The sequence below is a fragment of the Psychrobacter glaciei genome (assembly GCF_014652895.1).
GTDB classification, from domain to species: domain Bacteria; phylum Pseudomonadota; class Gammaproteobacteria; order Pseudomonadales; family Moraxellaceae; genus Psychrobacter; species Psychrobacter glaciei.
Genome location: NZ_BMZR01000003.1, coordinates 53917 through 77526 on the forward strand (window position 1 = coordinate 53917; position 23610 = coordinate 77526).

Annotated in this window: 18 protein-coding genes; 10 read left to right on the plus strand and 8 right to left on the minus strand. The window is 44.0% G+C overall.

Going from position 1 to position 23610, the window contains the following annotated elements; all coding sequences use genetic code 11:
* The first annotated feature begins 190 nt into the window (after positions 1 to 190).
* Complete coding sequence (gene gpmI, locus IE130_RS07885; RefSeq protein ID WP_189584247.1) at positions 191 to 1846, plus strand: 2,3-bisphosphoglycerate-independent phosphoglycerate mutase; 1656 nt, start codon at positions 191 to 193, stop codon at positions 1844 to 1846.
* 413 nt (positions 1847 to 2259) lie between these two features.
* On the plus strand, positions 2260 to 3711 hold the full coding sequence (locus IE130_RS07890; RefSeq protein WP_227676168.1) for a S41 family peptidase: 1452 nt from the start codon (positions 2260 to 2262) through the stop codon (positions 3709 to 3711).
* 97 nt (positions 3712 to 3808) lie between these two features.
* Here the strand turns inward: IE130_RS07890 and IE130_RS07895 are convergent, their stop codons facing one another.
* The 3 genes from IE130_RS07895 to IE130_RS07905 form a co-directional block, all read right to left on the minus strand.
* Positions 3809 to 5503: a sigma-54-dependent transcriptional regulator gene (locus tag IE130_RS07895; RefSeq protein ID WP_189584253.1), complete on the minus strand. Its 1695-nt coding sequence runs from the start codon at positions 5501 to 5503 to the stop codon at positions 3809 to 3811.
* Positions 5504 to 5790: 287 nt separating this feature from the next.
* Positions 5791 to 7602 (minus strand): sensor histidine kinase, encoded by a 1812-nt coding sequence (locus IE130_RS07900; protein ID WP_189584258.1) that lies wholly within the window; start codon positions 7600 to 7602, stop codon positions 5791 to 5793.
* 33 nt (positions 7603 to 7635) lie between these two features.
* Positions 7636 to 8271, minus strand: coding sequence for a response regulator (locus IE130_RS07905; RefSeq protein WP_010199282.1), 636 nt, complete (start codon positions 8269 to 8271; stop codon positions 7636 to 7638).
* Positions 8272 to 8672: 401 nt separating this feature from the next.
* On the opposite strand from IE130_RS07905, the gene IE130_RS07910 reads away from it, so the two are divergent.
* A complete protein-coding gene (locus IE130_RS07910; RefSeq protein ID WP_010199283.1) occupies positions 8673 to 9767 on the plus strand; it encodes a serine hydrolase in 1095 nt (364 codons plus the stop codon).
* 112 nt (positions 9768 to 9879) lie between these two features.
* Positions 9880 to 10551, plus strand: coding sequence for a thiamine phosphate synthase (locus IE130_RS07915; protein WP_189584261.1), 672 nt, complete (start codon positions 9880 to 9882; stop codon positions 10549 to 10551).
* A 59-nt stretch (positions 10552 to 10610) separates the two neighbouring features.
* On the opposite strand, the gene IE130_RS07920 is transcribed toward IE130_RS07915, so the two are convergent.
* Positions 10611 to 10940: a TraR/DksA family transcriptional regulator gene (locus IE130_RS07920; RefSeq protein ID WP_189584264.1), complete on the minus strand. Its 330-nt coding sequence runs from the start codon at positions 10938 to 10940 to the stop codon at positions 10611 to 10613.
* Positions 10941 to 11326: 386 nt separating this feature from the next.
* Between IE130_RS07920 and IE130_RS07925 the strand changes: the two genes are divergently transcribed.
* From IE130_RS07925 to ruvB, 5 genes are all read left to right on the plus strand, one after another.
* Positions 11327 to 12529 (plus strand): phosphoglycerate kinase, encoded by a 1203-nt coding sequence (locus IE130_RS07925; protein WP_189584266.1) that lies wholly within the window; start codon positions 11327 to 11329, stop codon positions 12527 to 12529.
* A 260-nt stretch (positions 12530 to 12789) separates the two neighbouring features.
* Positions 12790 to 13176 (plus strand): hypothetical protein, encoded by a 387-nt coding sequence (locus IE130_RS07930; protein ID WP_189584269.1) that lies wholly within the window; start codon positions 12790 to 12792, stop codon positions 13174 to 13176.
* A gap of 407 nt (positions 13177 to 13583) precedes the next feature.
* Entirely contained in the window at positions 13584 to 14621 is a 1038-nt protein-coding gene (gene fba, locus IE130_RS07935; protein ID WP_010199294.1) for a class II fructose-bisphosphate aldolase, read from the plus strand.
* A 108-nt stretch (positions 14622 to 14729) separates the two neighbouring features.
* Positions 14730 to 15353 carry a Holliday junction branch migration protein RuvA gene (gene ruvA / locus IE130_RS07940; protein ID WP_010199297.1) on the plus strand — a complete coding sequence of 208 codons (624 nt, stop codon included), beginning with the start codon at positions 14730 to 14732 and terminating at the stop codon, positions 15351 to 15353.
* A gap of 175 nt (positions 15354 to 15528) precedes the next feature.
* The gene (gene ruvB, locus IE130_RS07945; protein ID WP_026037210.1) at positions 15529 to 16509 is read left to right on the plus strand and encodes a Holliday junction branch migration DNA helicase RuvB; all 981 of its coding nucleotides are present in this window, start codon (positions 15529 to 15531) and stop codon (positions 16507 to 16509) included.
* Positions 16510 to 16630: 121 nt separating this feature from the next.
* Here ruvB and IE130_RS07950 read toward each other — a convergent pair whose 3' ends face one another.
* From IE130_RS07950 to IE130_RS07965, 4 genes are all read right to left on the minus strand, one after another.
* Positions 16631 to 18292, minus strand: a complete 1662-nt coding sequence (locus IE130_RS07950) for an ABC1 kinase family protein (protein ID WP_189584272.1) — start codon at positions 18290 to 18292, stop codon at positions 16631 to 16633.
* Between the two features lie 116 nt (positions 18293 to 18408).
* Positions 18409 to 19113 (minus strand): ubiquinone biosynthesis accessory factor UbiJ, encoded by a 705-nt coding sequence (locus IE130_RS07955; protein WP_189584275.1) that lies wholly within the window; start codon positions 19111 to 19113, stop codon positions 18409 to 18411.
* Between the two features lie 98 nt (positions 19114 to 19211).
* The gene (ubiE, locus tag IE130_RS07960; RefSeq protein ID WP_373299658.1) at positions 19212 to 20066 is read right to left on the minus strand and encodes a bifunctional demethylmenaquinone methyltransferase/2-methoxy-6-polyprenyl-1,4-benzoquinol methylase UbiE; all 855 of its coding nucleotides are present in this window, start codon (positions 20064 to 20066) and stop codon (positions 19212 to 19214) included.
* 372 nt (positions 20067 to 20438) lie between these two features.
* Entirely contained in the window at positions 20439 to 21152 is a 714-nt protein-coding gene (locus IE130_RS07965) for an FFLEELY motif protein (protein WP_189584281.1), read from the minus strand.
* Positions 21153 to 21400: 248 nt separating this feature from the next.
* Here IE130_RS07965 and IE130_RS07970 point away from each other — a divergent pair, with 248 nt between their 5' ends.
* Positions 21401 to 23092: an ATPase gene (locus IE130_RS07970; RefSeq protein ID WP_189584284.1), complete on the plus strand. Its 1692-nt coding sequence runs from the start codon at positions 21401 to 21403 to the stop codon at positions 23090 to 23092.
* Positions 23093 to 23610: the final 518 nt, after the last annotated feature.

A 23610-nucleotide genomic window follows, 5' to 3' on the forward strand; every position in this document is an offset into this window, starting at 1 on the left:
TTTAGAAAAGAACAGCAATAATAGCAACCATTTCCATAAAATAAATAACAGAAAAAAAGGGTCGAAAGCATTGAAATAGCAGGATAAACGCGCAGTTTTTCAGCAATTTCAAGATGTATGCTAATATAGACAACTTTCGACATCCTAATATAGCAGTATAGGCGTTCATTCACTTGAGGAGCGGTAATCTATGACCAGTACCCAGCAACAATCTGAATCTATTGACGACAATCAGGCGCAGCTTGATAGCAAGCAAGATAGCGCACAGCATAAAAAAACACCGCATGTCTTAATGATATTGGACGGCTTTGGTCATCGTGAAGAAGACAAGGATAACGCCATTGCTGCGGCTAATATGCCGAATCTAGATAAGATCTATCAGAAATATCCGCATGGATTGATTTCTGCGTCGGGTGAAGATGTTGGTTTGCCAGATGGTCAGTTTGGTAATTCTGAAGTGGGACATATGAACCTAGGTGCTGGTCGTGTGCTATATCAAGACTCAACCCGTATCTCAAGTGAGCTTGCCAATCGCGAGTTCTATAAAAACGAAGCCTTGGTCGATGCTGTCAAAGCGGCTAACGAAAAAGGGGGTAATGTTCATATTATGGGCTTGCTCTCTGATGGTGGCGTGCATTCGCATCAAGACCATATCGAAGGAATGTGTCATTCGGCATTGGTTCACGGTGCCAAAAACGTCTTTGTTCATTGTTTTTTAGATGGTCGTGATACGCCGCCCAAATCTGCTGATAAATACATCAATCGTTTGCGTGAGTATCTTAATAAACTTAACGCCCATTATGAAGGTCGCGTACAGATTGCCAGTATCATCGGTCGCTATTATGCGATGGATCGTGACAATCGCTGGGATCGAGTACAGAAGGCTTATGAGCTTATTACGGAAGGTAAAGCCGATCGTCTATCTACCCGTGCTGATGGTGCTGTTCAAGCCGCCTACAAAGCCCGTGAAACTGATGAGTTTATCAATCCGACTACCGTGATTGAGAGCGGCGACACGCCCTATACCGTCGACGATAATGATGCACTTATCTTTATGAATTTCCGTGCTGACCGTGCTCGTGAGCTAGCGCAAGCGTTTGTGCTGCCAGATCATGAGTTTTCAGGTTTTGCCCGTCATAAACAGCCAAAACTGGCCGCGTTTGTCATGTTGACCAAGTACTCAGATATTTTAGCGGATAGCCCGAAGACCAGTATCGCTTATTATCCGACGTCTTTGACCAATACGCTGGGTGAGTATTTGCAAGAACAAGGTAAAACGCAACTGCGTATTGCCGAAACTGAAAAATACGCGCACGTGACGTTTTTCTTTAGTGGTGGCCGCGAAGCAGAGTATAAAGGTGAGACACGTATTCTTGTGCCATCGCCAGATGTCGCCACTTATGACTTGCAGCCAGAAATGAGTGCTCCTGAAGTGACCGATAAGTTGGTGGCTGCTATTGAGTCGGGCAAATATGATGTGCTAATCGTCAATTATGCCAACGGTGATATGGTAGGCCATACTGGTATCTTTGAAGCAGCCGTGCAAGCGGTAGAGGCGTTAGATGTCTGTGTTGGCCGTATTGAATCGGCAGTACGAGCAGCTGGCGGCGATATGCTCATTACCGCTGATCATGGCAATGTTGAGCAAATGCAAGACTACGAAAGCGGACAGGTACATACCCAACATACCACCGAACATGTGCCTCTGATTTATATTGGTGAGCAAAAAGTACAAGTGCGTAGTGGCGGTAAGCTTAGCGATATCGCACCGACCATCTTGTCATTGATGAATATCGATGCGCCAGAAGAAATGACGGGTGAAAACCTATTGATTCCAGTATCGTGATTTAGTCATTCTGACACTTTCGCATGCTGGCTATTATAATGCCATAAGCACAGCTGAAGCAGTCAGCGAATGAAAGATAAAGGGAAGAGTATCTATGCTCCTTCCTTTTTTTAGGATAGGTTTTTAACTTATACCATTCACAAAAATTAGAGCAGCAAGGAAAACGAGTATAAGTGCTACGCATTGTAGACTAAACGAGTTTGACACAGCTAATCGTACTTTTTGGGTTTGGTATTACTTGCAATACTACCCTAGTCTTGGCTGTGATCTTGATGCTACCTTACACGATATCATTCACTAATTACCCGATAACAATAACTTTGCATGTTTTCTTTTTATCTAGGTGAGTTTTTATGCATCCCATCTGTCTTATACGTTCGTCGGCGTCTAAACGACCAGAAAAGCCATCAATGATGACCGCATTGATAACGTCGACCGTCTTTAAACCCGTACTCATGGCCAGTTTCATAGGGTTGAATGTCGTTGGTATGCAAGCACAGGCTGCGACGAACAATGAAAGCAGCCCGACGGCCAGCCTACAGCTTATCAGTCTCGATGCTGATGAGATATCGGCAGAAAACGGTGCAGATAATTTGTCTGATATTGCCGATATGTTGGATGCTGCTGACGCGTCTGATGATGCGATAGACAGTGTTGCAGATGAAAGTGCTTTGACTGATGAGGCAGATGATATCAATACGGATATCCCCGCTGAAGTAGGCCAAGTGTCATTGAATGCTATTTCCCCTGAAACTCTAAAAACGTTTGTTGCGGTCGTGGATCTAGTACGCCGTGAATATGTAGACACGGTCAATGACGAAGAGTTATTTAATAATGCGATGAGTGGCATGTTGACCAAGCTCGATAGCCACGCTGAATTTTTGGATGCTGAGGCCTACGAAAATCTGCGGGCTTTTACCGAAGGGGATGTCGGCGATATTGGTATCAAGGTGGTCTATCGACCAAAGGCTGGCTATTGGGTCGTCACAGAAGTTCTTAATGACTCACCTGCGGATAAAAAAGGCATCGCAGTCGGTGACTATCTGCATCAAGTTGATGAATTCAAATTAGATGACGACAAACAAACTAATGATGTTGAACAGCTTTTAACCGGTATTGCGGGTACACAAGTGGATATTGTGACTTCTAAAGCGGGTCGCCGCAAACATACCACGACTTTACAGCGTAACAATAACCACCCGCAAGTCATTGAGACACGGCTTGTTGATGGTATGGCGGTGATGAAACTGCCCGCTTTTCAAAACAACAGTCGTGAAAAGCTGCTGCAAGGTCTTATTAGCTTAGAAGCACCGATATCCGGTATTTTGTTAGACATGCGTGATAATCCAGGTGGTGTTTTAACCTCAGCGGTGAGTGTGGCTAGTTTGTTTATGGCGGACACTGATGTGGTACAAGTGAAAGGTCGGAAAGATGACTCTCGTGTTTTATCGACCCAAGGTGCTTCAATACTCAAGCCATTGCCCGTAGTGGTATTGCAAAACCGTTATTCTGCCTCCGCTGCCGAAGTATTAGCAAGCAGCTTGCAAGCGCAAAAACGCGCCACTATCGTCGGTGAGGTGAGCTATGGCAAAGGCTCGGTACAGTCGGTGATACCTGTGAATGACGAGCAGGCCGTTAAGCTAACCGTTGCTAATTATGTGACGGCGGCTGGCAATAAGATAGATGGTATCGGGGTCGAGCCTGATGTGGCTCTACTGGGTAATGAGAATACATGGGAGCAGCAGGCACTTGATTTACTCAGGGCAAAAGCGCTCGCTTCGGGTATTCGCTTTGTGAGAAATTCAGCTGTAGAGGATAATATTCTCGAAGATCAGACAGACGAAAAGCAGATAGACGAAAAGTAAATAGGTATCGATAGCCCTAAGCGTACTTTACTTGCCCAGCACCATTATTATGCTCAAAATTGATGATGTATTATGTTTAAATCTACAGACCTTAAAATCAATCGGCCTGATCTTCAGCAATATTGAGCTTTTTCATACGATAACGTAAAGAGCGAAACGTCGTTCCTAACAGTTCAGCGGCTTGGGTTTTGTTCCAGCCTGTCTGCTTAAGAGCGGTAATAATCAGATTTTTTTCTTGCTCTTGCAGATAGTGTTCTAGACCTTTGGCAGGCAACAACTGTCTTTGAAAATCCTCTTTTGACCCTGTTTGTTCGTCATGACTGGTTGTTAATTCCTGCTCTATAGAAGAAATGGGGCTACGATCAGGCTCGACGCTATCGGCCATCGACCGCTGAATCGTGGAAGGGTAGTGCTGCGTAATTGTACGATATGGATGTAGATTGGTCGTTGCTTGCTCAGATTGCTTCACCGTCGAGGTTTGACCAATTTCTTCTTTGTTAATCACGGATGTGATTGCTGTTTGGTCGTCTTCTTTATAATTAGATGGGTTGGGAGTGGGCGCTTTATGACTGGTTGCATCGGTATTTTGACTTTGTTGAGTATTAATCTCTTGATGAGTATTAAGCTCTGCTAGACCCAGATGACTGACGTCAATGGTGTACGTTTCCGCCAATGTCACGGCACGTTCGAGTAGGTTGCGCAGCTCACGAACATTACCAGCAAAATCATGATGCTGCAAGCGCTGGCAAGCCGCTGCTGTCAATGAGGGCGGGGTGTCCAACTGCCACTCTTTTGCGATCAGTGCTAAAAAATGCTTGGCTAAGACGGGAATATCATCACGCCGCGCATTAAGCGTGGGCAGTTTTAGTTCAATCACGTTAATGCGGTAATACAAATCTTGCCGAAACATGCCGCTTTGTACCAGCTGGTTCAAGTCTTTATGGGTCGCGGATAAGATACGGATATCGACAGGCAGCTCTTTGGTATCACCGATAGCACGCACGGTTTTTTCTTGAATGGCGCGTAGTAATTTGACTTGCATTGCCAAGGGCAAATCTGCCACTTCATCCAAAAACAAAGTCCCACCGTTGGCTTGTTGGAACAGACCTTGCTTATCAGCGACCGCTCCCGTAAAGCTGCCTTTTTTATGGCCAAAAAATTCCGACTCCATCAGCTCGGAAGGGATTGCTCCGCAGTTCACCGGTACAAAACTGCCATCTCGACGTGGGCTTAAATCATGAATCAGCTTGGCAACCACCTCTTTACCTGTTCCGGACGCACCCGATAAAAAAACTGGCGCTTGTGAGCGAGCCAATTTTAAAATGGTGTTTTTAAGGGGATGCATGACGGCAGAATCACCGATCAAACGGCTATCCAACATCTGCTGCTCAGGTGAACATTCAGGCGCGGCTTCTGCTTCGTTATTTTGGTGAATAACCTTGAGCGCATTTTCAACTAATTGGCGTAGACGTGGCAGCTCAAGCGGTTTATTAACGAAGTCAAAAGCACCCAGCTTTAACGCTTCAATAGCCAAATCCATACTACCATGGGCAGTAATCACGGCGATTGGTGTACTAGAGCTGTTGCTGATGTGTTTGACCAGCTCTAGTCCTGAGCCATCAGGTAGCTTGAGATCCGTCAGACAAAAGTCATAGTCGTTTTGCTGCCAGTAGGCGCGTGCTTGCGATAAGGTATAAGCCACATCGCTTTTGATGCCCATCTTGGTTAGGGTGATTTGCATCAAGCGGCACAAATCTACTTCATCATCAACGACTAGCGCGGTTACTGTCATACGTTATCTCATTGTGTTCGATGGCTAAAATTTAAAAATAGGGTTCAATCTGTCTTATCTAGGGCGTGTCATCATTTAGATTGTGAGGCTTAAAATGAGGAAAATTGCAGCCAAACAAGGAAGAAATTGCCGTAAATATGAACATATTGACAAGATTTCTGACGATGTTTGGCTAAATTTAGCCATTTTAAGACCACTAAATGTATCCATGTGCTAATTGATGACACGCCCTAGTAAGGGTGATAATCAACGTGTTTTTATCAAACAACCCTTCTCTTTTATAGAAGCTACTGGTCTTCAGTAAGCCGTTTATCAGCATCGTGACCATCGGTGTCGATAGCAGGGGCAATCAAGCGAAAGCAAGTCTTTTGGTGTTCAGGAATATAGAGTAAACGGGCTTGATTGGCTTCACAGAACGCCTGTGATAAATACAATCCTAAACCCGTTCCAGCTTCGTCGGTGGTAAAGAATGGATTGAATAAATGCTGTAAATCATTGCTACTAACGCCCAATCCATCATCTAAAATATCAATTATAACATCGTTATCAGCACAGTAAATCTCAATTTCCACAAAAGCATGAGGGTGAGCGTAGCTACTATAACGCAGACCATTATTGATCAAATTAATTAATACTTGTTCCAATTGGTGCATGTCGAACGAGATAGTGGGATTGGTATATACACGCAAAAAAATGTCATGGTCTCGAAAATAATTGTCCAAAAACAGTGGTAGCCAATCAGCCAATAGAATTGATTGCTGACGGGCTACCTGCTGGCGCGACAGTTTTAAGATATCTTCAATAATACGGTTTACACGTTTGGTTTGCGAAAATATCATTTCATACAGTTCGTGATTGCCCGTCATATAAGTATTTGCAGGCTCTGTCATCGCTGTTGTATGGTCGGCAGTAGAACTGATAGTACTATGCTCTGCTGCCTTGTTCCTCTCACTTTCTACGACATCTTCCATCAATAGTTGACTGGCCTGTGAGATAGCCGCAAGCGGATTTCTGATTTCATGGGCAATACTGGCGGTCAATTGCCCAAGCGATGCCAGCTTTAACTGTTGAGCGCTGGCTTGCTCACGGCGCAAATCTTCTAGCATGATCAGCTTGCTATTATCTTTTAAGGGGATGATTTGTACCCGTAGCTTACCGATGACAGAGGCATTTGCTACCGCAGGTAATTCATAAACAAAGCTGCGTGACAGCCCTTCAGAGACGGACAAACAGGCATCAATAAGTTGCAGATGTTGTTCTTTGAGCTGATGTTGAAAGTCGGCGAGAAGGGTAGCTTCGGGGTTGTTTTGCTCATATCTTAAATGACTGGACGTATCAAGCATGGACGCTAGCGGAGGGTGGGGGATACTGAGTAGCTGATGAGCCGCTAGGTTTGCTAACACAATATGCTGTCTGTCAATCACGATGACCCCATTGACCATTTGGGTAATGACTTCTTGATTGATCACGTTCAGTCGTTCGACTTCTTTGGCTTGATTTGCAGCGACTTGCTCGACTTGTACCAAGCGCTGGGAAATGGACCAGCTCAAGACCCCTACCGCCAAAAAGCTTGCTGACATCAGCAAGGCATCGCCTAAATTGGACAAACTCATGCTATTGGCGATGGCATAAAAAAACTGCTGATAGATTACGAAAATAATAGCAAGCAAAGTGATAATAAGTGCTTGCGAGCCGTACAGTAGCATGAAGCTGGCCGCGACGACGACCATATAAAGCATGGTGAGCTGTAAGTCAGGGGCACCATTGGTATAAAGCAAAAGGCTCAAGATAATGACATCTAATGCCAATCCAAAAGCCAGCTGGCGCCGCAGATTCTTAGTCACCACATAAAACAAGCCAAGCAAAATCAAACTGATGATGACGTAGAAACTAAGCGCTGTTTGCTGCAATAAGCTTGGTAATAATGAGCCACTATCAGATTTGACGGTCACATATACCATCAACATAAAAAATACGCTAACGATAAATCGATAACTGCTATAGATCAGTCCCAACCGCCGTAACTGTGGTAAAGGCAGCGTCTCATCTTGCTGTAGGTAATTGGTGATAGCAGAGACGGCTCTGAGCGCAAGTTTCATAAATTGACCGTAATAAAAAAGGTATGAAGAGGTTTACGGTTGGATGAGACCATGACGGATAGCCAGATGAGTCAATTTCACGTCACTATCGACGCCGACTTTTTCATAAATGCGATAGCGATAAGTGTTGATGGTTTTGACACTCACGAACAATTGATCAGCGATTTGCTGCGGACTTTGGCAGTTTACCACCATCATGGCTACTTGCTTTTCGCGGTCACTTAATAAGTCAAAAGGTGAGTTGGCATTATCTGACAAGAGAACATCAGCCAACTGCTCAGCGACATCTTGGCTAAAGTAACGACCGCCTTGATAGATTTTTTTGACCGCGCGTATCATCTCATCAAGCGGCGTACCTTTAGTAATATAACCATTGACGCCAGCTTTGATCAGCATGGATGGATAAGGTTGCGCCGACATGCTACTGACGGCCAAAATTTTGATACCTAGATCGAGCTGAATCAAGCGCTTGGTTGCTTCAAGCCCGCCGATATTGGGCATATTAACGTCCAGTAAAATCACATCAGGGCGCAGCTGTTTGGCCAGTTTAATCGCCATGTCGCCGCTGTCAGCTTCACCGATGACTTCGATATCTGCACTGTCTGCCAACATACGGCTGATACCCATCCGCACCAAATCATGATCATCTACTACCAATACTCGAATCATAGTTGTACTCTTTGCTGTCTATCAAAATGAAGGTTGCATTGTGAACGTTAAACTATCTGAACCAATCTGTATATCTATTAACCACAACAATGATTTTTATTATTTTACAATAGGATGATATCGCACTGATGTGATGACTACTACTCTCATCATATATTGCTATAGTGTTAATTAATATTGCTAAAATCTAATTTAAATGTAGCAAAATTTGAAGCAGGTTAAAAAATGCCCATCTAACTGATTTAGTACATTAAACTTAAATGCAAACCATGATACACTAAAAATACAAAAACTCTATGTGAGTACCTACAAACACAACCACAAACGCTACGTACGTTGTTGCTATTAATTAGTATGTAACTGATTCGCTAATTAACAGCATCGCGACAGCAGGGGGAAGAATGAAGCACTTACCATTAACCAAACAGCAGTTAGTTGCTGCCATGATTTCATTGAGTTTAGGCAGTATTGCACAAGCTGCACTTACAATTAATGGTAGCGCTGATGCTGGATCGAGTGCTCGTATGAGTTGGGGCGGTGCTGATAGCTTATCCGAAGCGCGCAATATCATGTACAAGTCTAACGGCTCGGCCATCAAAAAAGTCGATAATGGGTATGGCACTACCAATATTACTAACAGCAACACCAGTAGTTTTGGTAGTAGTAATAACAGCTTCAATAACACCAACAGCTATAACACTACTTATCGTGGGAGCTTTGGCAGCAGTAGCATGATTCCGATCAGCACCGACTCTCGTAGTGTGGCGGTGATCGATGCCGAAACCGGTGAATCTATTTATGAGAAAAACGCTGATGTCGCCCGTCCTATGGCCAGTATTACTAAGGTAATGACGGCAATGGTGGTGTTGGATGCAGGTCTCGATATGAGAGAAGAGATCACACTCGATCCTGAAGATTTCGTCGGTCCTAAGCGTGCAAGTTCGCGGTTAAAATCAGGCGATCGTTTGAACCGTGCTGAAATGCTGTTAATGGCATTAATGAAATCTGAAAACCCTGCTGCCAAAAGCCTAGCGCGTAACTATCCAGGTGGCTATGATGCCTTTATACGAGCGATGAACCGTAAGTCACAAGAGCTTGGTATGACGACAGCTTATTTCGGTGATCCAACGGGTCTCGATAAACGTAACGTTGCTTCATCAAATGACTTGGTAAAAATGGTCCGTGCTGCTGGTAACTACGATGTGATTCGTCGTTTCTCCACGACTAAGAGCTATGACTTTTACGTGGCCAATTATTCAGCTGGTAACCGTACCTATAAAGCCAACAACACCAGCAGTCTAGTACGTTCAGGCGATTATCCAATCGGCATCTCAAAAACCGGTTTTATTAATGAAGCAGGTCGTTGTGTGGTAATGGAAACGCGTGTGAATAACCGTCCTGCGATCATTGTCATCTTGGGGGCGAACAGCTCAGCCACGCGTTGGGGTGATGCTAAAAACATTTTAAACAGTTTGGCGACTCGCCGTACAGTGTAAGCGGATTGATTTAGTAGGTATAAAAAGGCTGTTATGTAATATAACGGCTTTTTTATTGTGTTGAATTTTTATTTGCATTTTTAAACTGAGAACACGCCCTAGGACAAACCATATGACTCATGCACTGACTACTACATTAGCCCCAAAGTTATACTTACTGACCAATGATGATGAATTCGCGCTGCTATACCGCAAATTAGAGACCGCGTTTGCCACAGGGTGTATTGCCTTATTGCAAATCCGCCGTAAGCAAACATTGACGTTAAGCAATGGCGCATCCAAGCTCTATGACGAAGCTTTACAAATAGTTCGCTTGGCAAAGACATACAATGTCCCAGTCGTCATCAATGATGATATTCAGCTGGCCGCAAAGCTTGGTGTTGGGGTTCATTTGGGGCAAGAAGATGGCGATATCAGAAAGGCCAAGCAATGTCTATTATCGAATCAAATTATTGGTCGCACTTGTCATGGCGACGTGGCGCTGGTGAAAGAAGCGCAGGATGATGGCGCCAGTTATGCCGCGATGGGCGCAGTATTTGCGTCTACAACCAAACCGAATGCGGATGTCATCTCGCGCCGAGAGCTTTTCGATGGGTGTCAGCAAGGTATTGAGTTATGTGTGATAGGCGGTCTAACGGCAGAAAACGTTATTGAGCTGGCAGGTTTGCCGATTGCTTATGTGGCAGTAGTTGGGGATATTATGGATTTGCCAGAACACCAAATAGCCGAGCGTTGTGAGCAATGGCAGCAGGCGCTTGGTACGTGGCAGACGCCTGCTTTATAACTGATTTCTAAATTTCAAACTTATATTTCAAAATATAAGTGCATTATATAAATGAATCGTTATTCTGCATGTTCCATACATAACGTGGCATAGGGCAGTGCTTCCAAGCGTTTTTCTTCAATCAGTTTGCCACATACCTCACATTCACCATAAGTCCCATTTTCGATACGGCTCAAGGCATTTTCGACATAGATTAGGCTTTGTCGTGCTTCAGCCATGAGATTTTTACGCATATCGTTTTGACGATAAGAGATGGCTTGATCTTCCCAATGCTCATTGAGGTCATCTTGTGGGTTTTGGATATGATCTTCGATTTTATCGATTCGAGTTTCATACTCGTCTTTCAGCTTCAATAAAGTCTGTTTGGCAGTGGCTAGATCGATACTCATAGTATTCTCCTAATAGGTTATTTTTATTGTTGAACTTAATTATTATCATTAATAGGCGCTGTATCGTAAAGCTCATATTTACGATAAACATCAATGCCATCATAAACAGCCTGCTTGCTGAGTACCACCACGAAATGTTACTGATTTTTATAAGAATTAAGTAAGTTTGCCTTATTTTTAACCTGCTTAGTAAAATTTAATCATAGGTTCTTTATGAGTGCTTGCTAGAAAACTGATAGAATACACCGCCTCAGATTCTTGCTGAATTAGTCTCATGAGACCATTAATAAGAATAATCAGTTAGATAGTTTGATAACTGTCATTCAGTGATATTTAGTAAAAAGCCACACCATAGATTAACAATAGATGATGCATAGGAGCAGGTAATGAATTTTTTGCGTATGAGTGAGCTAAGCTTAACGGACAAAGTGGTATTGATTCGAGAAGACTTGAACGTACCTATTAGAGACGGTAAGGTCACGAGTGATGCGCGCCTGCAGGCCAGTTTGCCTACCATCAAAATGGCACTAGAGAAAGGCGCTGCCGTTATTGTGTGTTCACACTTGGGACGTCCAACTGAAGGTAACCCTGAAACCATATACTCTCTAGCACCTGTCGCTGACTATTTAAGCGACAAATTGGCAGCGCCAGTTAGTTTAAACAATGACTATCTGACTGAAGGCGTTGCAATTAAAGCAGGTGAAGTGGTACTACTAGAAAACGTGCGCTTTAATATGGGTGAGAAGAAAAATAATGCAGACTTAGCACAGAAATATGCATCGCTATGTGATGTGTTTGTGATGGATGCTTTTGGCACTGCTCACCGTGCGCAAGCCTCAACTGAGGGTGTCACTCAGGCCATGCGTCAAGCAGATAAAACAGTGTGCGCAGGGCCGCTATTAGCCGCTGAGCTTGATGCCTTGAGCCTAGCGCTTGAAACCCCAGCGCAGCCCATGCTCGCTATTGTTGGTGGCTCAAAAGTCTCTACAAAATTGCAAGTTTTGCACAGCTTGGCAGAAGTATGCACGCAAATAATCGTTGGTGGCGGTATCGCGAATACCTTCCTAGCCGCGCAAGGTCACAGTGTCGGCGCTTCGCTATATGAAGCGGACTTGGTTGAGACCGCTCGTGAGATTATGACTAAAACTGAGATTTTACTGCCTGAGTATGTGGTGGTTGCCGATAAAAATGAGATCGATTTCGCTGACTTTACAGGCTCCTTACAAAAAGCCACTGCGACTACGAAGTCGGTTGATGCGATTGGTGATAATGACATGATATTGGACATCGCTCCAGAAAGCGCCAAGCAACTGGCTGATGCTATTACCAATGCAAAGACTATTTTGTGGAATGGGCCAGTGGGTGTTTTTGAAGTGGATGCTTTCGGTCAAGGCACTCAAATCGTGGCAAATGCGGTCAAAAACAGTCAAGGTTTTTCGATTGCTGGTGGTGGCGATACTTTAGCAGCGATCGATAAATATCAAGTTGCAGATGGCGTGAGCTACATGTCAACAGGTGGCGGTGCATTTTTAGAGTTTGTAGAAGGCAAAGTGCTGCCAGCTGTTGCCGCACTGCAAATAGAAGCGTGATAATTTAACCAACTTTCAGCAGTTCAGTAACATTAGGCGTACAACGTACCGCAATCATCTAAGGTAGGCTATAAAAATAATATGGTGACTGGCTCTCTTACCTTGTTAATTTGACAGCTATGAGTGCAATTGGTCATCAATTATTATCAAGTAGTAATTATTTGTTTTTATACTGAAAATTATTATTGCATGTCTTATTTACTGCCTATAGAATAGCGCAACCATGTATTTTGACATGCTTTATTTACGAGAGGTTTATTATGTTAAAACGTCATTTGTTACTTGCTAGCGTACTTGCTGGTACTTTTGCAATCACTGCATGTAGCCAAGAAACACAAGATAAAACTGAAGCTGCTGCTGATTCTGCTGCTGAAGACACTGCTGCTAATGCTGACGCTGCTGCTGCTGAAACAGAAGCTGCTGCTGCTGAAGCTGAAGTTGCCGCACAAAACGCTGGTACCGAAGTTGCTGAAGGCGCTGACACTGCTGGTGTTGCCGCTACAAATGCACTAGAAAACACGGGTGAAGCGGTTGTGGTCGGCGCAAATGAAGCCGTTGCCAATACTGCTGAAGTGGTTGCCGATGGCGCATCTGCTGTTGAAGATAAAGCCAGTGAAAACGCAGTAGAAGCAGAGCAACAGTACTAATAATCGTACTGAGCAAGTCAGTTATTGATTCGGTGACGTGCTATCGATTGATAGGACGAGGCACTAAATGAGTAGCGAGCATTGATAATTGCTTTAATTGATAGTTGCTTTATAAGCCCTCAAAATACTAGAAAAGCCTTGGTGATTACCAAGGCTTTTTGCGTTGTGTGTCAGTGTTATAGTTGATAATAATCAAACTCACGTGAAGGGACGTGTAGACTGACAAATAGTCGGGCAACTGCTACGAAGACGGAACAATTTTTGCTATAATCACCGCGTAGCGTTCACACCCAAAATATTTTGGGCTTTTATTACTTTCTATACCGTTAGTATGGTCTTCTGCACATTGGGATGATCGTTATAAAGCTTTTTTAAATACTATTCAAAATCTAATCAGAGAGCGTCTTATGGCCCTAATATCCTTACGTCAACTTCTAGATCATGCCGCTGAACACAGCTATGGTGTTCCTGCTTATAACGTCAATAATTTAGAGCAAATGCGTGCAATCATGATGGCTGCGGATGCTTGTGACTCACCTGTCATCGTACAAGCCAGCGCAGGCGCACGTAACTATGCAGGGTCAGCGTTTTTGCGTCATTTGATCATTGCCGCTATCGAAGAGTGGCCACATATTCCTGTAGTAATGCATCAAGATCATGGTATGTCACCAGCGATTTGCCAACGTTCAATTCAGCTTGGTTTTTCATCAGTCATGATGGATGGCTCGCTTGGTGAAGATGGCAAAACGCCAATGGATTACGATTACAATGCTAGCGTTACTCGTGAAGTCGTCAAAATGGCACATGCTTGCGGTGTTTCTGTAGAAGGCGAAATCGGTTGTTTAGGTAGTCTTGAGACTGGTATGGCAGGCGAAGAAGATGGCTCTGGTGCTGAAGGCGTATTGGATCATGAGCAACTACTGACCAGTGCTGACGAAGCCGAGCAGTTTGTGAAAGACACCAATGTCGACGCGCTAGCCATTGCTATTGGTACTAGCCATGGCGCTTATAAATTTACGCGTCCACCTACAGGTGACATCTTATCTATTGAGCGCGTAAAAGAGATTCATGCTCGTATTCCTAACACGCATTTGGTGATGCATGGTTCTTCGTCAGTGCCACAAGAATGGCTAAAAATCATCAATGAGAATGGTGGTGATATCGGCGAAACTTATGGCGTGCCAGTTGAGCAGATCGTCGAAGCGATCAAGCACGGAGTACGTAAAGTCAATATCGATACCGATTTACGCTTGGCTTCGACAGGTGCTATCCGTAAATTTCTTGCAGAAAACCCGAGCGAATTTGATCCACGTAAATACTTTAAAGCGTCTATGGTCGCAATGTCAGATATCTGCACCAATCGTTTTGAAGCTTTTGGCTCTGCAGGTCAAGCGCATAAAATTCGTCCAACTAGCCTCGAAGGTATGGTGAATTTTTACCAGTAAGGCTATGCTGATAAGAGCAATAAGACTATGCTGCTAAAAGATAGTCGCGGACAACAAAGTGGCAGCTGATGTTATTTATATAATAGCCCATATGAGAGGTAGTAAGTGATGATTGGATTGATTACCGGACAAGTGCAATACTTAATGGCACCAACCGCCTGTATCATGACGACCTCTGGTGTGGGTTATGATATTGAGCTGCCATTGCCTTCATTTTGTCAGCTACATCTCAATGAGCAGGCAAGCATTTGGACGCATTTCCATGTGCGTGAAGATGCGCAGTTGCTCTATGGTTTTATTGACCGCAAAGAGCGTGATGTCTTTCGTCAGTTGATTAAAATCAACGGTGTTGGTGCAAAAATGGCATTAGCGATGCTGTCTGCAATGTCAGCAGCTGAGCTAAAAATGCACGTCGAGCAAGACTCTGAAACCGCATTAACTCGTATTCCAGGTATTGGCAAAAAGACCGCGCAACGGTTATTGATTGAGCTAAAAGATAAGCTAAAAAATATCGAAGTGGATAATAGTAATTTAGAGTTTGCTATGCAGCCAGCTGAGATTTCTGCCGAAGACAATATCATCGCCGAAGTAGAAGGCGCTCTGATTAGTTTGGGCTATAAAGAAAAAGAAGCTCAGCAAGCCATCAAAGCTGCCAAAAGTAACGGTGACATTTTTGCAGATACGCAAGGATTGTTAAAAGCCACATTACAGCAGCTATCAACGTTTAAGTAGTTTTCACTCCTACTGCTATTAATGGTTACATCAGTCAGTATCAAACAAATAAGCGACATTCATTGTCGCTTATTTTCGTTTTGGTATATAACTGTCGATGTTTTGCATGACTTATAGGTGGCGTTTGGTTATGCTATTTATTACCTAATTTTTTAATATAATGATAAAAACTATGATGCAAGATCGTTTGATTAATCCGTTAGAAGGCGCAGGGGATGCGCCTGATTCCAATATTCGACCAGCACTGTTGGCTGAATATATCGGTCAGCCGGTGGTGCGTGAGCAGATGGAAGTATTTATTGGCGCGGCACGCGGTCGTGGCGAGCCATTGGATCATACGCTCATTTTTGGTCCACCAGGGTTGGGTAAAACAACGCTTGCCAATATCATTGCTCGTGAAATGGGCGGTAACTTACGCTCGACCTCAGGGCCTGTCCTCGAGCGTCCAGGTGATTTGGCGGCCATGCTGACCAATTTGGAGGAGGGTGATGTCCTGTTTATTGATGAGATTCACCGTCTGAGTTCAGTCATTGAAGAAATACTTTACCCAGCCATGGAAGATTTTCAGCTAGATATCATGATTGGTGAAGGGCCAGCTGCCCGTTCTATCAAGCTTGATTTACCACCGTTTACCTTGGTTGCGGCAACGACCAGGGCAGGATTGTTGACCTCACCACTACGCGATCGCTTTGGCATTGTACAGCGGCTAGAGTTTTATAATATCGCCGATCTGACAACGATTGTTAGCCGTGCCGCCCGCTTGATGCGTGTGCCTATGAGTGAGGATGGTGCGGTGGAGATTGCACGCCGTGCCCGAGGCACACCAAGGATTGCCAATCGGTTACTACGCCGTGTACGCGATTATGCGGAGGTCAGAGGCGATGGCAGTATCAATGGTGCGATTGCGGGTAGTGCGCTAGATATGCTGGCAGTGGATAGACGTGGTCTCGATCATTTAGACAGACGGTATATTGAAATATTGCATGAGCGTTTTGATGGTGGTCCTGCAGGTGTTGAAGCGGTAGCAGCTGCTATGGCAGAGGATCGCGGTACACTTGAGGACGTGATTGAGCCATACTTAATTCAGCAAGGCTATGTGTTGCGTACGGCACGTGGTCGTGTATTGACTCAAATGGCGATTGACCAAATGTTATAGTAATCAGTATTTAGCATAAAAAATGCGCCTGCTTCTCATTAAAAGCAGGCGCATTTTTTTGTTTAAGTCTCGAGTTGCGGGGCTTTTTCTGAACTAAGAAAGTAAAAGATAAAGTTGGTCTCTAAGCTAAAATTCGCCAAACAACTACCAAAATAGCCAGTATATAAAATATAGGTGATAGCCAACCAATGACTTGCGTTGCAATGGCAATGAAAATAGCAAAGCCTGCAAGTGCTAGCCAATCACGGCGGCGATCATTAAGCATGTCCGCGCGAATTTGCTGTATTTCACGTAGTTGGCTGTCTTGACGTGAGCCTTGCGAGGCAAGACTTTGTAAGCCTTGATCTAGTAACTTGGGAATATCAGTGGTAGACAGTAACATCTCAGGCAATTGCTGGCGTAGCTGCTGTAAGTTACGCATCGGGTCTAGCTGCTCTTTGATCCAACTGCTTAAAATGGGCTTGGCAAGTGACCAAATATCAAGATCAGGATATAAATCGCGACCGAGGCCTTCAACGTGTACTAATGTCTTCAGCAATAGCATCAGCTGCGGCGGGATACTCATATGATGGCGACGTGCGATATCCAAAATCTGCATCAATACGCCAGCAAAGTCGATGTCATTAATGGATTTTTGTAGCATAGGGCCGACGGTACGTTTCATATCACGCATCAACGCATGCTTGTCTGCATTTGGTGGTATCCAACCAGCTCGGCTGACGATATCAACCATTGCGGTAAAGTTGTTATTCATGACTGCCAATAACATCCTCGCGACAATGAGCTGATCGTCTTTTGATAAGGTGCCCATGATGGCGCAATCAAGTCCGATATAACGTGGCTCATGACCCAAGTCGACCGCTGCCATACCTGCATGTAGTGTTTGCACAGGCGGGGTCTCTACGAATACATTGCCTGGATGCATATCAGCGTGAAAGAAATTATCACGAAAGACTTGGGTGAAAAATATCGTTAGACCTTTTTTTGCCAGTGCTGCACGGTCATAACCAAGCTGATCGAACATCTCAACTTGCGAGATAGGAACGCCTTGAATACGTTCCATCACCATCACATTTTTGGCAGCATCGTAGACTTCAGGCACATACATTAATGCTGAACCCAAGAAGTTATTGCGCATTTGAGTGGTATTGTCTGCCTCTAACGTCAAATCTAGCTCGTTAAGCATGACTTGCCGATAATCCTCGACAATATCGATAATATGTACGGCACGCGCCGCTTCAATACGAGCGGATGCCCAGCTTGCCAATTCACGTAGTAGCTCAAAGTCAGAAACAATCGTGGTGCGGATATCGGGACGAACCACCTTTATAACGACTTCACGACCATCATGCAGGGCGGCAGTGTGTACTTGGGCGATAGAAGCAGCCGCTAGCGGTTTGACATCAAAGCGTGCGAACAATGTGCCAATAGACTGCCCAAGACCATGCTTAGGATCTTGGATTTGGGTAATGGCCACATCAGAGTTAAATGGTTTAACCTTGTCTTGTAGCTGAACCAGTTGAGCGATGATCTCAGGCGGTACCAAATCACGACGTGTTGACAGTAGTTGGCCTAATTTTAAAAACAGCGTACCCATGTCCTCAAGTGCGTATTTAATCGCGTTTGGCTGATGTTTTTTACCCCAAGCGGCTGGATGCAAGCGAATTAAACGTGCTAAAGGTTGCAGCTGTGGCGCCTCTTCAATAGAAAAATGCGTATCAATGCGATATATTGCGGCGATACGCCAAAGCTCAAGTAAACGGGCGCGATGGGATAATAGCATGAGGTATAGGTACTCTAGGAAAAGTCAAAAATAAGGTAGACGCTGTGCTTATCTATAGATAATGTGATCAATAACCCGTTTAACTAATAATGTTTGCTTGTTATTAATTAAACGGGTTATTGATGGAACGAATTATTGATAAAACGTGCCTGCTCCTCTTTGATAGCAGCAAGTTTGGCCTCTTCACGTTCGACATCTGCACGCAGCTTTAGCAGTTGTTGCTTAAGGTTATTCACTTCTTCCAGCTCAACGGGGTCAGGGATACTATTGCCCGCCACATCATTGGCCCAGTCGCTGACATCATTAAAAGCACGTTTGGCACTATGACGCCAACTGCCTTTCAGCTGTGATATGAGCAGATGCAACTGACTCGCCATGGGTTTTCCGATGAAGGGTTCTAACTGGCCAGCGACATCTGGGTCAAAACCTGCCACCAACTGTTTCAGCTGCATCAGCACTTTATAGTCACCAGCGATAGGCAAATTACCTTCAGTGCCTCGCATTAGATTGAGCAGCTGGGCTGGGTTGTCTACGGTAATGATACAATCTGGGCGACTGTGACCGATACGTGCGCGCTCCATACTCGCTTTTTGGCGTTCACTCATGCGGCCACTTGGCTCAAACACACTGTCAGTCGTGACGGGCTCAAAACGCAAACGTTCATGGGTGAATAACACATCCAAATCAATCTCAGGCGACTTCATATTCAGCCGTAACACTTTGCCAGCCAATGGTGCTAGACCTAATTTGGTGATTTCATCGCTAGCAATGGCAAGGTTAATCAGCTTTTCGGCACCAGCCAAAAGTAACACAGTCAGCATAAGGCTCTCGCATATTTAATTGAGCGCCTTTAGAAAAGCGCATGGTTTGTCAGGGTCAGTGGTTACGACTATTGGGTGTTAGTATTTTTCTTTTATCGTTATGCTTTAAAGCCACGATGCACGGCGACGATACCAGCGGTAAGGTTGTGATAATCACAATTTTCAAAGCCCGCTTGTTGCATCATTTGCTTCAGCGTTTGCTGATCAGGATGCATACGAATCGATTCAGCCAAATATTGGTAACTTTCAGCATCATTAGCAATCAGCTTACCCATAATTGGTAAGGCGGTAAATGAATATAAATCGTAGGCTTTCGATAATGGCTCAAACACAGGTTTTGAGAACTCTAGAATCAATAAGCGACCACCTGGTTTCAGCACGCGATACATAGATTTTAGAGCAGCATCTTTGTCCGTGACATTACGCAGACCAAAGCTAATGGTAAGCAAATCAAAGCTATCGTCATCAAATGGTGCTAATGTTTCCGCATTGGCAAGTACAAAATCGACATTATTGCAGCCAGCATTAATCAAGCGCTCACGACCAACTTCTAACATTGCCGCATTGATATCAGATAACACGACTTTACCGTTGCGACCGACTTCACGGCTAAAGACTTTGGCCAAATCACCCGTACCGCCAGCGATATCGAGCACATGCTGACCCGCACGTACGCCTGATAAGCTAATCGCATAACGCTTCCATAAGCGATGAATACCAAAAGACATCAAGTCATTCATAATGTCGTATTTTTTGGCGACTGAGGTAAAAACGTCGGCAACACGTGCTTGTTTTTCTGCTTTATTGACTGTTTTATAACCGAAATGCGTTTGCTCATTACCGTCAGTGTCGAGTGTGTGCGGGTTATTAATGTCATCACGCTGGTTAAAAAGCGTTTGCTTAGCGGTCTGCTCTTGTGCAGCGGCGCTATTGTTTGTAGGGTTGTTTGACATAGTGGTTTGTTGGCCTTGTGGCGTTCCAGTTGGCAAGTCTTGGACTTGCGTAAAATCATTACTTTTTTTGACGTTAGCATCACTACCAGTATCAGTCATCGCATTAGGCACAGGACTTTGACGCGCTTTTACTTGTGCAGTGATATTTTGACTGTGAGTGATACTGTCTCTGACCAATTTATCTTGTAAATGACCATTAGTCGTGGTGTTGAGCGCTGGCTTTTGGTCAGAGTGAGCAGTGTTATTATTGGTAATATCGGTCATTGCATTATCCTATTGTTCACTTTTATGATTATTTATTTGAGATATTTTTTGAGTATATATGGTGTTCGTTAACGAGTTTTTGCCAGTTAACGCAGTCTCTCATCAATCCTATGATACATCAAATGACAAGGGCTTACTGCCATTATCCGTGTCATGAACTTCGTCAATAATCTCAAGCTCACGTTCACAAAACGGCTCGATAAAATTGCTCACACTTTTGAGGGGTTTCATGGCCTTAAAACCAGTATCGATGAAGTCGTACAATGGTTGAAAGTTATAGCGATAGGCGGTACCTTTTGCTAGGGCAAACGCTTTTTTGAGCATAAATGAGTTCAAATGTTTGTCAGTGCGGTAGCAAACGTCTTTAAGAGTACCAATCTGGACACGGCGTTCATCCTCTTCATCGACAGTACGATAGGCGGCTAGCATATTGTCTTCGGTGACTGGTAAGTCTTGGGCAAGTAGCCATTGGGCCAAATGCAAGTCTAGCTCAATCGCTAAAATGGCTGCTTGAATGCCCATGCTGCCAGCTTCTAAAGCGGACTCTTTAGCAAGACGCTCAAGCTTTTTTGCTTTTGGCAAAATGCGTTCTAACTGTTCGGCCAATAACTTGAATTCATCGCCACCATATAACTGTGTCAGAAAATAGTCTGCCATCAGCTGGTTTTTTGGCTGTTCAAACAGCTCACTATGCGTACGTTGGAGTCGCGCTTGTTGCCATGCTTGCACTTCGTTGAGTTTGGTATTTAATTCGGTGTCTTGATGATGTGGCAGCGCCCAAAAATTTGTTAGGTGCTGTTGTAAGTCGGTTAAAGCAGACATGGCGTAAAATCCTATATAAAAATAAAGATCATGATTAAGTTGAGAATAAAATGGTCAAAGTTATGCCGTTTTTGGTGCTTATTATAATTTTAAGACTCTTTTAAAACATGCTCTCAAGATTGTGTTCACCTTAAAAGAAAATAAAGCAGAATACAAATGTCAAACTGTTACACAGCAGCGTTATTTACTGAATTGGTCGAATGCTATGATTAAGCTGACACGCTTTCAATCATAGGACGATACCAGTTATGAGCAAAAATAATAATACGACTGAACTTACAGCACCACAAGCGGTCAGTGCGCAATTTAGTGAGCAAGTGATCGAGGAGCGCTTAACGCCCAATCCACTGAGTCAGTTTTCGATGGATAAAGATGACCTTAGGTTGGCATTGGTCACCGCCCAATATGCTCTGCGCGCGACACGGCAACAAACGCCGCCACCTGCCAATCAGCCAACTGGGCTGTTGGTACTGGTTAATGGTATGGAGCAGGCGGGCAAGGGGACTGCTGTCAAACAGTTGCGCCAGTGGGTAGATCCTCGGCTGCTCAAGGTGGAGGCAACTATTGGTTATAGTCCCTTAGCGTATCAGCCGATGTGGCAAGCACACACTAAAGCGCTGCCACGTCATGGTGACGTGATGGTTTATTTTGGCAACTGGTATGCTGATTTGCTTTACAACGTCATGCGTATGGCAGCAGACAACAAAAACGATGATAAGTCGTCAAAAAATAGTCAATCAGAAGACAAAAAATCCGATAACGACAAAGCGCTACCGATTGCGAAATGGCAAGCGTATCTACAGCAGCAACTTATTAAACTGCAAGCATTTGAGCAAGACCTCGTTGCCAATCAAACCAGACTACTAAAATGCTGGTTTCATGTTGATATTGAAACGTTGCAAGAGCGATTAAATGACGATGAAGCCGATCCGCAGTTTTTGTATCAAATTGATTGGAATAATGCAGAGATTGTCGCTCAGTTTAACGAAGTAGCCGTGACATTGTTACGGCAACAGGATGACTGGATCATCATCGATGGTGAGGATAAATCACAAGCTGCCGATCATTTTTGCCATGAAGTATTGCATGCGATGCAAACTGCACTTGTAAGTAGTCGAACAGACAGTAACGAAACAACAAAAATTCAGTCCGAGTCCAAGACGCAAAAACTTGAGTCAAAAGTCGATCAGGAACCGTTTGAACCTGTAAAAATACCCAAGTTACTAACCGATATCGATGACTCAGACGTCAGTAAGGCTGACTATCAAGAGGCATTGGCGGAAAAACAAGCTCGTCTTGCCGAATTGCTACGTGCGCGCAAAGGTCGTCATATTGTTTTTGCTTTTGAAGGAATGGACGCTGCTGGCAAAGGCGGGGCTATCAAAAGACTGGTGGCAGCGCTCGATCCGCGTGAATACCAAATTTATAATATTGGTGCGCCGATGTTATACGAGTCACAGCATCCTTATCTCTGGCGTTTTTGGACAAGGCTGCCTGACGAGCAAACAAATCGCATTAGCCGTATTGCCATCTTTGATCGTACTTGGTATGGGCGCGTGTTGGTTGAGCGTATTGAGCAGTTTGCGACTGATGCTGCATGGCAACGTGCTTATGATGAAATCAACCGCTTCGAGGCGGATTTGAGCGCAGCAGGGACGTTGGTTATTAAATACTGGCTGGCGATTGATAAGAAAGAACAGCTTAAGCGCTTTGAAGCGCGAGAAGAAACACCTCACAAGCAGTTTAAGCTCACTGATGACGATTGGCGTAACCGTGATAAGTGGTCAGATTACGTACAATCCGCCGCTGATATGCTGGCACGTACTGATACTGAATACGCACCATGGTGTGTCATAGCCACCAACGAGAAACGTCAGGCGCGTTTGGATGTTTTAGATCATGCTATTAAACAGTTGTCAGTAGCATCTAAAAGCCAGTAGCTCTTTATTAAAATCGAAGGTTAATGGCGGTCTATATTGTTAGCCGTCTTTTCCAAGTGAAGTTTAGTGAAACACACTCGATCTAATCTGTCACTGATAAAGAGTGACATTGAAAGTACACAGTCACAGTTACAAATCTTGCAATATCATTATGCATTATGTGATTATATTTAATATAATAGGGGCACAATTGTCTCTGTTATGTCATATATTGCCTTAATAAGTGTGTATTGTATGATTTGTATAGATATTTAAAAGATATTGTTGCCGTATCAGATATCGGTAAAAACAGTAACATCGCCACAAATATAAGCCGCAAGATGCTGTAATCAGATGATTTAGCAATACCACTTGCGGCTTTATGACATGTGGAGTGATGGGTTTTTGATAATGTATTAATAATTTGAATCAAACGTTAAACAGCAACAATCGATTCTAAGATACGGCAGCAAAACAAACGTAAAGAGTTCATTGTTTAGAGAGCACGTTGCGCCTTTATATAATGCTATTTTAGTGCG